Source organism: Acidobacteriota bacterium (assembly GCA_018001935.1).
In the GTDB taxonomy this organism is placed as follows: domain Bacteria; phylum Acidobacteriota; class JAAYUB01; order JAAYUB01; family JAAYUB01; genus JAGNHB01.
On record JAGNHB010000047.1, the window covers coordinates 1 to 15,200 of the forward strand.

The following is a 15,200-nucleotide window of genomic DNA, read 5'->3' on the forward strand; positions in this document are numbered from 1 at the left end:
CCACCCGGCCGCATTCCTCCGTCCCGTAAACCGGCGACCCCGGATGCCACTCCTCTTCCGTTTGGCTCAGCCGGGCCTCGCCGAAATCCACCCCGGCGTTCTCGGAATAATCACCGCCCCATGCCGCCCCCGACATCGCCCTGGCCTTCATCGTCCCGTCATTCATGAAGCACCTCCTCTCGAAGATGCCTCATCCTCCCCCATCCCTCCCCCTCTTTCCATATGGGGTTTATTAAGCGCTTACGGATCACCGCCGCGCATCCCGTCTCCGACCAGACCCGGTCGAACACGAGCGGCCCCCCGGTCCGCCACTTTCCCTGCTCCTCGAGTTTCCCCTCCCGGTGGGCGTTGAGCACGAGGATGTTGCGGGAGAACCGGGCACCCGACTCCAGGAGCGCGTCGAGCTTCCCCTCGTCCTGGAGATGCTCCACCCGTCCCAGGGTGCCGATGACCCGCTGCCGGGTCTTGCCGCCGCCCCAGGTATTCTAGACGATTTGCAGGTATCGGTACGAACCACAACGTTTCTCGCGAAAGAACATCGCGACCTCCAATAGTCACCATGAAATTTGCGCTATTATTTCTTTATTATAAAATTGAGGAGATTTTGTTTGGCACCGGGTTTTGCTCCAGGGAACTGATTTACTCCCCTCGCGATCCTGCCGCCTCTTGATAATTCCGTGGTTGCGTTTCCCCTCATACCTGAATGGCCGGCCGGACTGAAGAAGATGGGTCTTATCTATTTTTATCAGAAAAGGCTCATGAGATAATTGAGTTGTGAATACAGGCAATTCAGCGGAGACACATATCCAGCCTGTGCCTGTGTGAGGCTGCATCCCTGCCGCCGGCAGATTATCAGGAGCGAAACTCATGGAAGCAACGCATCAATCTAAACAGTCACGAGTGGCCCTCGCTGTGTGGGGGATGGTGTTTGGGATCGGGAGTGGGGTACTATGCTTTGTGGTGGCGATAATCGGCATTATGCATTTCAACGCCCCCAACGGAGGGTCCGACAAGAGGGAGATACTATCATATTGCATTGTTGGGGTAGTATTTAGTGCACTCGGCATAATATCTCTGTGGTTCTATCTCCGTGCGCGGCCCAGGTCTACGCCTTTAATGAGAGCGCTAAAGAAAAGCGCAAGTTATGAGATTGTGATAGCACGGATAAACACCGACGCAAATGTAAACACAAAGGATGAAGATGGAATAACGCCTCTGATGATGGCCTTGATAAACGGGGCAAACAGTAGTGTTGTCAGGGCATTAATCAAGGCTGGTGCTAACGTCAATGAAAAGAGTAGTGATGGTTATACACCGTTAACTATTGCGTACTGCAAATATGCAAAGCCTGAAGTTGTCACCGCACTGATTAATGCTGGCGCAAAAGAAAGCAAAGATTTAGCCAGGGACGAGGCCAAAAAAAGCGGAGACTGGGCGACCCTCCTGAAAATGCTGGCAGAATGCCAGAGCATCCAAGAGATGGATGATTTGTCTCTATCAATTGCATGTATCGGGAACAAGGCGGCTGCGAGCGGGTTGGTGGCGCTTGCGATTCAGAGCCATGTAAACGGATGTAAGGCACGTGAAAAGTTGAATGAGCTACGATGCGACCCTCAAGCATTACTGATGGACAGACTCCGGCAACAGACTAGCATATTCACTATCGGATACAATCCTCAAAGCGTATGTAGTCCTATAAGAGAGCAAGAAGATGTGATGGCGCGGCATTTCAAGCGTGAGAGCAAGGCGCTGGCCGCCCTGGTTGGTCTAAAAGCAATTGAGGAGATTCAAGCTGTATTGGACAACCCTGCTTATGAAAAGCATGTGGACAATTTTAGATATGCACTCGGTCAAATATACGAAAAAGAAAGAGCGGAACGTGAAATCAACTCGTCCACTCCGAATTCAATTGACGAGAACAAGTACAGTGAGGAGCAAACGGCTTCTGTCGGGACGAGCGAAGCCGCTGAAGGCCGGGATGTAACATTCGTTATTCCCTGTGGAGTATGCGGCTATAAGACTGATGTAACCGTGACGATTGACTGGGGAGGATGCATCCTATCGGGAAACACCGATGATCACGAGTTCCGATGTCACAACTGTAACAAGGTCTTTACGGTCAGCAAGGCTTATCTGAAGCATCATACAGATTGTTTCGTCTGATGATCTGAATTCGCCCGAAAGCCCGATCTTTCATGACATCTCTGAATAATATTGATGGGGCCGTAAAAAAGTACCATCACCCTCCGGGTGATGGCTCAAACAAACGTCTTACAGACACTTTCCCGTTCGTTTTCCGACTTTTTACGAAACCATCAATATTAGTTATAACAGTAAATATTATTGTTTGCACTACATGATGGTTCCAAGGGGGCCGCCGATCCCGGCTGCGACCGCGTTCACGGCTGCGATTGCGACGGCGACTGCGACGGCGACCCCGATACCGACCCCGATGGGAAACTCTCCGGGCCTACAGCCTACAGCCTTCAGCCTTCAGCCTTCAGCCTTCAGCCTACAACCCAACACCCTAAACCGCTTCCGCAAACTCCCCGCGAAACACCGTCACCGCCTGTCCGCCGAGGAACACACGGTCACCGGCCACCCGCACCCGGACGACGCCGCCGCGGGCCGAGGCCTGGAAGGCGGTGAGGTCCGTCTTCCCGAGGCGCTTGCCCCAGAACGGTCCCAGGCAGCAGTGGGCCGACCCCGTGACGGGGTCCTCGTCGATCCCGGAGCCGGGCGCGAAGAAGCGCGAGACGAAGTCGAACCCCGGTGTCTCGGCTCGGGCCGTGACGGAGACGCCCCGGACGTTCAGCTTCCGCAGCAGGGCCTGGTTCGGCGCAAGGCCCCGGACGACCGTCTCGGACGCCGCCAGGACGAGGTAGTCGTCCACGTTGCGGCCCACGTAGACCGGTTCCAGGCCCAGCCCCTCCGCGAGGCCGGCGGGCGCTTCACACGGGCCCTCCGCGCGGGCCGGGAAGTCCAGTTCGATCCAGCCGCCGTCCCGGCGGGCGCCCAGCGGACCGCTCGCACTCGTGAAACGGGCCGGCCGGCCCGGGTCGAGTGTCCCGGTCTCCCACAGCACGTGGGCGCTGGCGAGGGTGGCGTGACCGCAGAGCGCGACCTCCACCGCCGGCGTGAACCAGCGGATCCGGAACCCGTCGCCCTCGGGGACGAGGAAGGCCGTCTCGGAGAGGTTCATCTCCAGGGCGACGGACTGCATCCAGCCGGTTTCCTTTTCGGCTTCGAGAAGGCAGACGGCGGCGGGGTTGCCCGAGAAGGGGCGGTGGGTAAAGGCGTCAACCTGGAAGATGGGGATGGCTCTCGACATGATTGTCCTCCTTTCGCCGGTGCCGACCCATCGTACCCGAAGCGCCCGCACCCGGCAAGGGGCAATCTTCGGCGGCTGTGCATTACGGCGGAAAGGACGAAGGGACCAAAGGGATCAAAGGGACCGAAAGGACCGAAAGGACCGAAAGGACCGAAAGGACCGAAAGAACCGAAAGAACCGAAAGGACCGAAAGGACCAGAAGGGTATAAAGGGTATAAAGGGTATGAAGGGTATAAAGGGTATGAAGGGTATAAAGGGTATGAAGGGTATAAAGGGTATAAAGGGTATAAAGGGTATAAAGGGTATAAAGGGTATAAAGGGTATAAAGGGTATAAAGGGTATAAAGGGTATAAAGGGTATAAAGGGTATAAAGGGTATAAAGGGTATAAAGGGCATAAAGGACATAAAGGGCATAAGGGGCATAAGGGGCATAAAGGGCATAGAGGACTAGGCTTTTTCCAGGACTTTGCCCGGAAAAGTGGCCTCGGCAGGCAACCAGAAACGACAACATGTTGGGAAGAACGCAACCGCTAAAGCGCCTAAAAAAGCATAAAGGACGGCATCTCTCGGCCTAGGACCTCATCTGGTTTATCATGCCCTTCATGCCCTTCATACCTTCAAGCATTCTTCCCCTTCATGTCGTTTGTGTCCTTTGGTCCTTCGTGTCCTTTGGTCCTTTGTGTCCTTTGGTCCTTTGTGTCCTTTGGTCCTTTGTGTCCTTTGGTCCTTTGTGTCCTTTGGTCCTTTGTGTCCTTTGGTCCTTTGTGTCCTTTGGTCCTTTGTGTCCTTTGGCCCTTTGTGTCCTTTGGGCCCTTTTGGTTCTTTGGGCCCTTTGGGTCCTTTGGGTCCTTTGGGTCCTTTACGTCCTTCGGGCCCTATTCGCCCCTCGATTTCACCGCTTCCCTTGAAACAATCGCACTCACCCGCGATTGAACTCTCCGACCGGGGAACCTGAAGCGAAGGAGCGGGAGCTTCGTGGTCCCGAGGGAGTACCGTGCGTGGGAGGAGAATCATGAGCCGTTGCGATGTCGTGCCCGGATCAAGCCGTGAGCTGAAAGGAGTGGCCCTGGGGGTTGTGGGGGCCCTGACCTTCTGGTTCCTGATGTTCTCCGGAACGGTGCGCGCCGAAACGGCCGCGCTGACCGCTATCGATCTCCGCCTGCCGTCCTCCAGCACCGGGGTGTCCGGCGGGGCGCTCGCCGTCCGGCTCTTCGTCCCGGCGGCGGGCCACGCCCGCTTCGCTGACGGGGCGCCGGTAATCGTGGTCTGCCAGGGCGGGACCTCGGCGGGCGACCTGAACAACCCCTTCCCGCCGCCCCTGGACGATGTGGTCGTGGTGTCGTTCCTCTTTCCCGGTGGCCGCCAGGGTCCGTTCACATCCTCGGGGACCTACGACGACCGCGGGGAGCGGTCCATCCAGGCCGTTTGCGACGTCATCCGTTACGCCGCGGGGCTGTCGGTGGACTCCACGGGCAAGACCATCGCCCAGCGCTGCCCCGTCCCGGTGAAGACCGCCAACGTGGGGGCGATCGGTCTCTCCAACGGCGGGAACATGGTGGCGGCGGTGGCGGCCCGCCACGGGGCCGAGTTGGCGGGGGTCCTCCGGTACGTCATCCAGTGGGAGTCGCCGGTCTCCAGCCAGATCGCCACCGTGGACCTGGGGGGATACCGCCTGATCGACGGCGAGAGCCACGCCGTGGACTTCAACGCCCTCAACCCGCGGTACCAGGGATACGGCCCCCTCGAGGCCTCCGTTTACACCGCCGACATCCGTTACAACCCGGCCGGGACGGTGCCGGTCTTTCACGACGGGAACGGGGACGGGGTCTACACCGTCGCCTACAACCCCGCCACCGGGGAGAGCCTCCCGGACCTCGATTTCGACGGCGTGCTGGAGATGGGCGAGGACTTCCCGCTGGGCGCCTACACCCTGGCGGGGCGCAGCGTCTACTCCCGGACGGTGTCCCGGGCGCTTGAGGCGAACAACGCTTTCGGCGGCGCCTGGCCGGCGTCGATCCTGACCGTCGACGAGGCGGACGCCTTCTGGGACCTGCGGGAGGCCGTCCGGCTGGCGGAAGACGCGGTCGACGGCTTGCCCGGCCTGGAGGTGATGTTCACGGCCGGGGTCCGGGACCACGTCCAGAGCCGTCCCGACAAACCCCACGTCCGGCAGGGGTTCGAGAGCTGGAGCACCCGGGGCCCCTGGGTCCAGATCAACCCGGGCCCGGAGTACCTCGTGGCGCTGCTTCCCAGCCTCGCGGGGCGGACCGACCTCCCGCACAACGCCCCCAACACCCCGCCCGCCGACTGGGCCAACCCCGCCGGGTGGTGCTACCCGTCGGACGTCTCCTCCGGCATCGTGAACGCCGGGGCCGTCCGCCAGATGGCCGAACGGGTGGAAGCGGCAGCGACCCGCACCTGGGCCTTCGAGACCGCCGTCCCCTTCATCGCCTGTGCCAGCGGGTGGGAAAGCTCCCTGGAGGCCTGCAACACCACCGGCGCCGAACAGGCGCTTCAGATCGAGTGTTTCGAGGGCGGGGACCCCCGGTCCAGTTCACACACCGTCCCGGCCGGAACCGCCCTCCGCATCCCCTTGACCGTGGGCACGTGCGCCCGGGTCCTGGGCACGTCGACCGGGGTTTCTCTCGCCGTGGTCTACCGGTTCACGGGGCTCGGCCTGAGCCTGTCCTGCCCGCTTCCCAAGCGGCTGGCCAGGGACGTCACGTTCCTGATGCCCGCCGGGCCCTCGGCGCCCGTCTGGACCGGCGTGGCGCTGATGAACGCCGGTGCCGAAGCGAACACGGTGCGGCTGGAAGCCGTCGCCGCCGACGGCACGGTGCTGGCCGGGCGGACGCTGGCCCTGGAGGCCCGGAGCACGTTCGCCGTGATGCTCTCCTCGGTGTTTTGCGTGTCGACGTCGTCCGTTGCCCGGATCCGGGCGGCGGGGACGGGGCCCCTGTGCGGGCTCACCCTCTCCGGCATCGCCGGCGGGTCCGTCACCTGCCTGCCGGCCCTGGCCGACCCGGACGCGGTGGCCGTTGCCCTCCCGCTCCCGACATCCGGCGGGGCCTCCCTGCCCCTGGTCCTCGACAACCCCTGGGGCGAAGCGGTCACGGCATCGGTGATCCCCGTGGCGGCCGGCGTGGAGGGGGCCCCGGTCCCGGTGCCGGTCCCTGCGGGCGGCCGAGGCTCCGTGGACCTCCAGCCCTTCCTGGCGGCCGGGTCCCCGGTGGACGGCCTGGTGGTCCGGTTCGGTTCCCGGGGCCTGTTCGCCCGTCTCGCGGGGGGGGCCGGTGAAGCGGAGACCCTGCTGACGGGGCGCACCGCCCACCGCCTGACCCTGCCGCTGGGCGGCGGCCCGGACCGTCCGGTCCCCATCCTGTTCAACGCCTCGGGGATCACCCAGCGGGTCCGTCTGACCGTCGTCACCCCTGAGGGCGAACGAGGGAGCGTCACCCTCCGACTCTCTCCGCGGGCCCGGACCGTGGTGGACCTCGCGAGCCTCTTCCCCGCGCTCGGGGCCGGGGCCGAGGGGTGGCTCGTGACGGCGGGGCAGGGTGGCCTGGCGGTCCTGGGCGACGCCGGGCTCGGGCTCGGGGGCTGCACCCTCGCCGATGCTTCTCCCCAGACCCCCGTCTACCTGACGTTCTTCTCCCACAACGAGGACTCCTGGCAGGGCATGGTGTCCACCCGTTCCGGGTACCTGGAGTACCGGAACGACCTCCTGGAAAGGCTCCACCTGCTCCGCGACGCCGGCGTCGTCCTGGACTGGCAGTCCGACTGGGCGGTGCTCGACGCCGTGGCCCGGTTCGACACGGGGGAGGTCACGGCATCCACCAACGGCAAGAACATCGTGCGCTACCTGGCGGAAGACCTCGGTTTCTCGCCCGACCCCCACGGGCACCTCGTCCAGTACAACTACGCCGACATCGCCCGGCTCTTCCGGGACCTGGGCGTCGATCCCGCCCCCGTGATCGGCGGGGTCATCCACGCCTCCTGCGGGACAGGCGGCGAACTGCTGAGCCTGGTGGACTGGCGCGCCGACGGCGAGGTCGGGGCGGACGGCCTGGTTCACGGCCGCGTCTTCCCCCAGGAGACCTGGCGCCCGGAGATCCTGAGCGTCCCGGCCTTCGCGGGGCACTGGTTCGACGAGATGTCCTCGGGGGTCTGGAATCCGGGCACCCTGGAGACCTTCTACCTCCACGACCCCGCCCGGGGCATTGTCTACGTCGGCCAGGGCGACCCCCACGACCAGACCCTCCTGGGAGCGACCCACGCCAGCGGTTCCCCCGTTTTCGGGGCCCAGGGCTCCTACGTGCGGGAACTGGTGGACAAGCTGCGCCGCGGCGACCTGCCCGACGGGACCATGCACACCGCCTCGCTCCACATCCGCGACAAGAAGACCCCCGACGCCGGGGGAGCCGAAACCAACGACCGGCTGGCGGAGATGCTGGGCGTCCTCCGGCCCTTTATGGACGCCGGCGAGATCGTGTCGGTCACCTACCCGGAAGCGGTTCGCCTCTGGCAGGATGTGTACGGGGCGAACCCCGGGCGGACGGCCATCCAGGAATTTTCCTCCTACGGCGCCATCGAGGGATCCATCAAGGCGCACTGCGGGGCGGAGGTGCCCGTCGTCCTTTTCTCCATCAACACCCACGACTGGGTGCTGCCGCAGGACAGCGCCCGCACCGTCAACCGGATCCTGGATATCCACGAGAAGTACGACGTCCCCGTGGATGTCTACCTCACCGACCCCGTCGTCCAGGCCTACGCCGCGGAGGCGCCCGGGCTGCTGGACCGGCTGCGAAAGTCCCGGCAGGCCGTGGTCTCCTACCACGTCCGCCCACCCTCGCCCTACTACTGGACTTTCGATTTCCTGGGACTGGCCTCCTACCCTGCGGACCAACTCCAGGCCCTGCTCCTGGACTACGAGACCCACGCCCTGGACCTGGCCACCGGCCGGCCCGGGGACGGCCCGGGCGGGTACGCGTGGCTGGCGGGGTGGGTAGGGTATGCCCCCCCCGTGGTGTCCGGTTTCTCCGAGAACGGCCCGGTGGGGACGGCGCTTCTCGACCTCTTTGAAAACATGGGGGCGGGTCTTTACGTGGTGCACGGGCGGGTGGTGGAGCCGGGGGAGACGGCGGGGCCGCTCTTCATCCGACCCGAGCACGTCGAGATGAAACTGTACGAGCACCCGGAGCGGGACGCCGCCCAGTGGATCCGGGAGGAACTCGAGCCCTGGCGGGGGGAGGAGACCGTCTACGTGAACATCAAGGTGCACGAGAACAACTTCTACCTCTGGGGCACCTCCTGGGACCGGATCTACTACGGGGCGGGCGGCGTGCCCCGGACACCCCCCTTCGACCTCACGGCCTGGGAGGGGACGCTGCAGTACCGCTCGGAAGCCGAGCAGGCGGCCCAGTGGACCAACTACGAGAAGGCCGTGGCCCACGTGGCCGCCTACCGGTACAACTACGCCGCCGTGGACTGCCTCGACGTGCTGGCCGCCCTCCAGGCCGGCCGCTGAGCGCCCCGGGCGACCTCTCCGGGATTCGGCGACGGGGCTCGGGGATTGATAAGAACCCGGAAAACGAACGGGAAAGTGTCTGCATCGCCTTCGGTTGAGCCATGGCCCCGAGGGCGATGGCACTTCTGGCGGGGATGTCAGAATTCCACGGCGCGTGCTCCGACGAAGGCGGCCAGGCGATGGAGCGCCTCGTGGAGCCGGGTGGTCCGGCGGCGGGTCGCCCGGATCCCGTGCTCCCACCAGAGCCCCCGAACCTCGATGACCCCGCGGTCGCGGTGCAGTTTCGCGTCGAGCCGGCCGGTGAACCGGTCGCCCTCGAGGAGAGGGAGGGCGTAGTACCCGTAGCGTCGCCGGGCGGCGGGCGTGAACATCTCGCAGGAGTAGTCGAAGCCGAAGCGACGGCGGCAGCGGTCCCGGTCCCGCAGGACGGGGTCGAAAGGGCTGAGGAGGCGAAGACGGTCCGACGGCGGGGGAAGACGGTGAAGGCGGTCCGGCCAGTCCGGGAACGTGAGGGCGGGACGGGGCTTCCCGTCGTCCGCGGACTCCACGAGGACCTCGACGAGACGGCCTTCGCGCACGGCGGCGTTGCACCAGGCGGAGGCCTCGCCGGCCCCGAGGTCGTCCCAGAAGGCGGCGAGTTCCCGGGGCGTGAAGACGGCCAGGCGTTCCGCGGCGGAGGAGAAGACCCACTCGGCGTGGGCCGGGGGATCGGGCTCGGGGGCGTCGTGAAGGCCGGGGAAGACCCGTTCGGGGAGGTCGTAGAGCTTCTGGAAGGCCGTCCGGCCCGCCACGGCCAGGTCGCCGATGCGCCAAAGGTAGTCGAGGGCGGCTTTCGCGGGTTTCCACCCCCACCAGGGGCCCCGGTCGCCCCGGTGCTCGAAGTCGGCGCTGCGGAGTGGGCCTTCGGCGCGGATCCGGCCGAGGACCTCGGCGCACACGCTCTCACGGTGCTCCCCCAGGAGCTTGCGCCACCAGGGGTGCGCCTCGATGCGGGGGCGGTCGCGGCGGAAGCGGGTTTTCCAGTGGGGGTACCAGGCGGTGGGGATGACGGAGGCGTCGTGGGTCCAGTGCTCGAAGAGGGATCGGTTCCGTTCCAGGAGGGTTTTCAATTGCTCGGGGCGGTAATCGTCCAGGCGGGCGTGAAGGGTGAGGTCGTGGGCGCGGGCGACGACGTTGATGGTGTCCACCTGGACGAATCCCAGCCGGGTGACCAGTGACAGGAGCGACAGGCCGGGGCCCGGGATCGACGGGGGGGGAGAGCAGGCCCTGGGCGCCGAGAAAGAGACGGCGGGCGGAGGCGGCGGTGAGAACGTCGGCGGCGGCCATGGGATTGCCAAGAGGGGGGGCGCGAAAACGGGTGCGCTAATGCGTTAATTCGACCAGCAGACAGACCAGGTCGGAGGCGTCAAGCCGGCCATCCACATTGATATCGCCACGATTCCACTCCGGAAGGAGCACCGTTGAGGCGAGGCAGCCCGATAGCATCACAGCGTCAACGACGTTCGATTCCCCGTCGCGGTTGATATCGAGAGAGAAAGTGATCATGTAAATCCCTTCGTTTTCCTTTCCGGCGTAAAGCGTGGCTGGATCGTCGGTTTTTAAAGCCAGAGACAAGACTGCGGTCCCCCCGGCCCTTCCGAAGCCGGAAGTCAGAGGGGCCCAACTCTGGGCGCCGTCCAGGGATCTGAACACCCCGTAACCATCGGTCCCAGCATATAAACGAGAAGGTTGGTCCGGGTTGATGGCGAGACTCAGGACGTCGGCCCCATCAAGACCCATGCCGGCGAAACTCCAATTCTGACCCCCGTCGGTGGTCTTGTAGATCCCATAGCTTTCGTAGCACACATAGACAAGGTCCGGGTTTGAAGGCGGCATGGCCATGGCGAAATTGAAAGCTGCTGAAGGAAGACCATTCGCCGCCTTGGACCAGGACTCCCCGCCGTCGGTACTCTTGAAAACTCCGAGAAAAGTCCCGGCATAGAGAGTGGCCGGTACTGATGAACTCATAACCATGGAGTAGATGTTGCCGGCGTTGAGGCCCGTATTCTTCGGCGTCCAAGAATCACCGTCATCGATGCTCTTGTAAACGCGGTCTACTGGGGATGCCGCGTAAAGAGTCGTCGGCAGCCATCGGTGGGTGAGGATGGATGAAAGGGTGTCCGGAAGGCCTGCGTTGATTTCCGACCAATGATTCCCTCCGTCTTTTGAACGGAAAGCCCCCCCCCCATCCGTCCCGGCAAAGATTTCCACCGGGGAGACCGGGTCGACGGCAAGGCTGGTCACACCGAACCAGGTCAGACCGTTATTGCATTCCGTCCAGTCCGCCCCTTCGTTTTCAGTCCTGAAAATACCGATTCCAAAGGTCCCGGCGTAGAGAGTGGCGGGAGTTGTCGGAGAGGTGGCGATCGATTGAACGCTGACGTTTAGGATTCCCCGGTTCGAGGGCGACCAGTTTTCTCCCCCATCCAGGCTGCGATAAAGACCGCCGTGATCGATTACCCCCGCCAGGATAGTCGAGGAGGACCCGGGATGCACGGCTACCGCGCTCACGTTCAGCGGGGAAGGGAAGCCGCCGTTTGCGGGTGACCAGGTATTTCCTCCGTTGACCGACTTGAAGAGCCCATCGTTGCCAACGCCGAGATACAGGGTCGAGGGCGAGGAGGGGTCCGGCACGATGAGATGAACGTCCTTGTTCGTCAGGCCTCCATCGGCGGCCGTCCAGTGGTCTCCCCCGTCGGTGGTCTTGAAAATGCCCTGGGACGACCCGACATACAAGGTAGAAGGGGTCTTCGGGTCGATCGCCAGCGCTTCCGGGTAGAGGTAGGTCAAGCCGGTGTTGACCTGGACCCAGTTGGTGCCTCCATTGTTGGTTTTGTAAACTCCTCCGCCTTGGGTGGCGATGAAGGCGATGTCGGCATTGCCCGGATGGACCACGAGGCTGCGGGTGATCGTGTAATACAATCCCTGATTCACGGGTGACCAGTTCTGACCCCCGTTCGAGGAACGGTAAACACCACTCGATGTTCCAAGGTAAACCGTCGCGGGCGCCGCCGGGCTAATGCCGATGGCGGCAATGTAGCCGATTGACGTCGGCAATCCGTTTCCGACCTCATCCCAATGCGCGCCGCCATCGGTGCTCTTCCATAGTTTATAACTGTCTCCATGGTAGATTGTGGCCGGAGCCGAGGGATCCACGGCAAGAGCGTTTCCACCCCAATGAACGGGGGCCCAGTTGCTCCCACCGTCGGTTGTTTTATAGAGCCACCGATCGCCTAATGCGTAGGCGGTGGCTGGATGCTGAGGGTCGATGGCCAGGGAACGAACCCTTTCGGAGTAAGGCCCGATGGAGGTCCACTGGTTGACGCCAGCGGCCGTCGGGGTTAACAGGGTCACGAGGCAGAGCATAAAACCGGCGGATCGGAACAACAATTGATCCTCCATGGGTCACAGGAAGACATTCCCATAACACCTTCAAAATGGGATTGATTATAACGTTTTTCGGAAGATAGATCAAATTGTGTTCCCGAAGAAAATTGGCGAGAACCGCCTCCCGGGTCGGGGACTGGCATCTGGATGTCGACCACGGCTACTTCTGTGGCGAAGATGAGACAGCGTTGGCGGATGGTGGATGTTGCCCTCTCCCTCTGCCCGGTGGCCGGGGAAGCGTAACCCTTGAACGGGGCGCGGAAGCTCAACCTGGCGGGACCAAAGCTCCCAGGCCTTGAGACCCAGTCCCCGGTGGTCCGTATCACGGCTCGAAGGGCTCAGTCCCGGGCCAGGCGGAAGCCGAGGTCGGGGTAGCGGAACCGGGGAGTGTGATGGGATCGGCGGGAGGCGCGGAGGTCCCGGCCCTCGACGAGGATGGAGCCCCCCCGGCTCACCCGGGTCTCGGATTCGGCCGGGCCCACCGGGTCCTCGAGGGGCTCCGTCCCGTAGTCGCCGTAGCCGTCGGCGCACCACTCGGCCACGTTCCCCAGCATGTCGTAAAGCCCCCAACGGTTCGGGCGCCGGGTCCCCACGGGGTGCGTCGTGCCGCCCGCGTTCCCTCCGTGCCAGGCGATGGTGTCGGGAAGGCCGTAACGCGTCGAGGTGCGGCCGGCCCGGCAGGCGTACTCCCACTCCGCTTCCGTGGGAAGACGGTAGCCCTTGCCGGGGTCCGCTTTGTTGAGCCTGCGGACGAACTCCTGGGCCTCCTCCCAGGAGACGTTCTCCACCGGCCGGTCGTCTCCCTTGAAGGTAGAGGGATTGTTTTCCATGAAGACCTTCCACTGGGCCTGGGTCACCTCGGTGGTTTGCAGGGCGAAGGGCCGGGTGAGGGTCACCCCGTGGAGGGGCCGCTCCTCGGGGTCGCCCAGGGACGAGCCCCGGACGAACCGCCCGGGGGAAAGCCTCACGAAAGTCATTCCCAGGGTGTTGGTCTCGGGAGCCCCTTCGGCCCCGCCCTTCGGGGGTGCGGTCTTCGCCGCCGGGCGCGAGGCGGGCGGCCGGGTGGAGACCGGTTTCGACGGGCGACTGGCCAGGATGATCAGGACGAGGACGAACACCAGGGCGAGGAGGAAGATGGCGGCGGCCATGCCGCAGCCGGACTTGGCGGTCGAGGCCGGTTTTACCCGGGGGAGTTCCGGGCGGGGGGTGCTCTGGGGGCTGCTCCCGGTGGCGGCGACCCGCAGGGCCGCCGCGGCGTTGGCGGGTACGGCGGCCGCGGTCGAGCCGACGGCCACCACCGCCGTGTAGACGGTTTCCCCGGCCTCGACCCACCGCACGGCGGGCTGCGCACCCCGCCTGACACGGCCCGCGGGGGAATGCTCCGCCTTGAAACGCTCCATCCAGTGCGCGAACCAGGCGGGGTGCTGGGGGACGACCCGGACCCCGTCCGGGCCGCGGGATGCCAGGGCGTGAGGGTAGTACTCGAGAAGGGTCACCGTCTGCTTCGAACCCAGGTCGAGGGCCGCGTAGGCGAACCCGAGGTCGCCCCGGGCGACGACGAGGCCCGTCCGGAACGCGCCGCCCACCACGGTGCCGGGCGGGAGCGCCGGGGCTCCGCCGGTTTCCCTGCCGGCGTCGTGGCCGCAGTCGGGGCAGGGGCCGGATTGGGTCAAGGTCCGAAAACACTGGTGACAGAACACGGTGGCGGCTCCGGCAAGTATGGCTTCATGATAACCGACGGCGAGGGAAAAGACAAGCCTGGCGGCCCGCAAAAGTTGACGCGGTCGCAAAAAGTCGCGAAAGGGAGATTTCCCGCGAATAACGCGACTATCCGCGAATTTATAACACGAATAATATCTATTGATTGTTGATTTCTGATTCGCGTTCATTCTCGTGATTCGCGGGAAATCTCCAATCGGCGATCATTAGAGGGAGCATCAACGTTCATTGCGGGGAGATTGACATCGAAAAAAGACGCAAGACCGGCAGGATGCCCTCGTCCAGATCCCGAGATCGATGGCGGGAGGATGTCATGAAGAACGTGGGTGGAACGATGCTGATTGTCCTGGCCGCTCTGGCGATGGCGGCTTGCGAACCGGAGGCGGTGCAGCGGACCGTCTCGGGGGCCGGCCCCCTCCGGCTGGAGGTCTGGGTGGACGGGATCCGCGCCCCCCTCTACACCCACGAGGGTAAATCCTACGTCGAGGCGCTGAAGGGGCGGGAGTACAGCATCCGCCTGGTCAACACCTCGGCGCGCCGGATCGCCGTGGCCCTCTCGGTGGACGGCCTCAACACGGTGGACGCCAAGCGGACCTCCGCCAGGGAAGCGACCAAGTGGGTCATCGACCCTCACGACGAGGTGACCGTCTCCGGATGGCAGGTGAGCAGCGGCGCGGCCCGGAAGTTCTTTTTCACCTCCGAGGAGGATTCCTACGGCGCCGCCCTGGGCAAAACCGAGAACCTCGGGATCATCTCCGCCGCGGTGTTCTACGAGAAGGAAGTCCGGGTGACCCGGGATCGGGCCGACGAAACGGCGGCCGGGAACGCCCCGGCGCCGGAAGCCGCGCCAGCCGCCCCCGCGCCGGAGAGCAAGCGGGTCGACAAGTCGTCCGCGGCCCCGGGAAGCGCCCCCGCCGGCCAGGCCCGGGTCGAGAAGGAGGAGTATGCCGCCACCGGGATGGGCGACGAGGTCGACAACCGCGTGGAGCGTGTGGCGCTGGACCTGGAGCCCGAGCCCTGCCAGGCCATCGACGTCCGCTACGAGTTCCGGGCGCAGCTGGTCCGGCTCGGGGTGATCCCGGAGGGGCCCGAGCGGCTCGACGGGCGGGAACGCGCCTCGGGGTTCACGGACGAGTATTGCCCGGAGAAGTAGCAAAAGAGGCTTTTAGCGGTTTAGACTGAAGGTGTTTGGCGAGG

The 15,200-nt window shown here is 64.2% G+C and carries 8 protein-coding genes and 1 pseudogene; 4 read left to right on the plus strand and 5 right to left on the minus strand.

Annotated elements, in window-relative coordinates:
- Positions 1-158: 158 nt before the first annotated feature.
- Entirely contained in the window at positions 159-431 is a 273-nt protein-coding gene (locus KA419_15585; protein ID MBP7867357.1) for a hypothetical protein, read from the minus strand.
- A 436-nt stretch (positions 432-867) separates the two neighbouring features.
- Between KA419_15585 and KA419_15590 the strand changes: the two genes are divergently transcribed.
- On the plus strand, positions 868-2,163 hold the full coding sequence (locus tag KA419_15590; GenBank protein ID MBP7867358.1) for an ankyrin repeat domain-containing protein: 1,296 nt from the start codon (positions 868-870) through the stop codon (positions 2,161-2,163).
- A 364-nt stretch (positions 2,164-2,527) separates the two neighbouring features.
- On the opposite strand, the gene KA419_15595 is transcribed toward KA419_15590, so the two are convergent.
- The gene (locus tag KA419_15595; protein ID MBP7867359.1) at positions 2,528-3,331 is read right to left on the minus strand and encodes a PhzF family phenazine biosynthesis protein; all 804 of its coding nucleotides are present in this window, start codon (positions 3,329-3,331) and stop codon (positions 2,528-2,530) included.
- Between KA419_15595 and KA419_15600 the strand changes: the two genes are divergently transcribed.
- Positions 3,318-3,782, plus strand: coding sequence for a hypothetical protein (locus KA419_15600; protein MBP7867360.1), 465 nt, complete (start codon positions 3,318-3,320; stop codon positions 3,780-3,782). The two genes, KA419_15595 and KA419_15600, sit on opposite strands and share 14 nt — an antisense overlap.
- 561 nt (positions 3,783-4,343) lie before the next feature.
- Entirely contained in the window at positions 4,344-8,858 is a 4,515-nt protein-coding gene (locus KA419_15605; protein ID MBP7867361.1) for a hypothetical protein, read from the plus strand.
- 137 nt (positions 8,859-8,995) lie between these two features.
- On the opposite strand, the pseudogene KA419_15610 reads toward KA419_15605, so the two are convergent.
- The 3 genes and pseudogenes from KA419_15610 to KA419_15620 all read right to left on the minus strand — a co-directional run bounded on the left by KA419_15610 (position 8,996) and on the right by KA419_15620 (position 13,957).
- A pseudogene (locus KA419_15610) lies at positions 8,996-10,184 on the minus strand (YcaQ family DNA glycosylase).
- Positions 10,185-10,220: 36 nt separating this feature from the next.
- Positions 10,221-12,287, minus strand: a complete 2,067-nt coding sequence (locus KA419_15615; GenBank protein ID MBP7867362.1) for a hypothetical protein — start codon at positions 12,285-12,287, stop codon at positions 10,221-10,223.
- Positions 12,288-12,622: 335 nt separating this feature from the next.
- On the minus strand, positions 12,623-13,957 hold the full coding sequence (locus KA419_15620) for a formylglycine-generating enzyme family protein (protein MBP7867363.1): 1,335 nt from the start codon (positions 13,955-13,957) through the stop codon (positions 12,623-12,625).
- Positions 13,958-14,316: 359 nt separating this feature from the next.
- Between KA419_15620 and KA419_15625 the strand changes: the two genes are divergently transcribed.
- On the plus strand, positions 14,317-15,156 hold the full coding sequence (locus KA419_15625) for a hypothetical protein (GenBank protein ID MBP7867364.1): 840 nt from the start codon (positions 14,317-14,319) through the stop codon (positions 15,154-15,156).
- Positions 15,157-15,200 lie beyond the last annotated feature (44 nt).

Coding starts and splice junctions, on each gene's coding strand:
- KA419_15605 (MBP7867361.1), top strand. CDS start 4,344: ATGAGCCGTTGCGATGTCGTGCCCGGATCAAGCCGTGAGCTGAAAGGA.
- KA419_15590 (MBP7867358.1), top strand. CDS start 868: ATGGAAGCAACGCATCAATCTAAACAGTCACGAGTGGCCCTCGCTGTG.
- KA419_15595 (MBP7867359.1), bottom strand. CDS start 3,331: ATGTCGAGAGCCATCCCCATCTTCCAGGTTGACGCCTTTACCCACCGC.
- KA419_15625 (MBP7867364.1), top strand. CDS start 14,317: ATGAAGAACGTGGGTGGAACGATGCTGATTGTCCTGGCCGCTCTGGCG.
- KA419_15600 (MBP7867360.1), top strand. CDS start 3,318: ATGGCTCTCGACATGATTGTCCTCCTTTCGCCGGTGCCGACCCATCGT.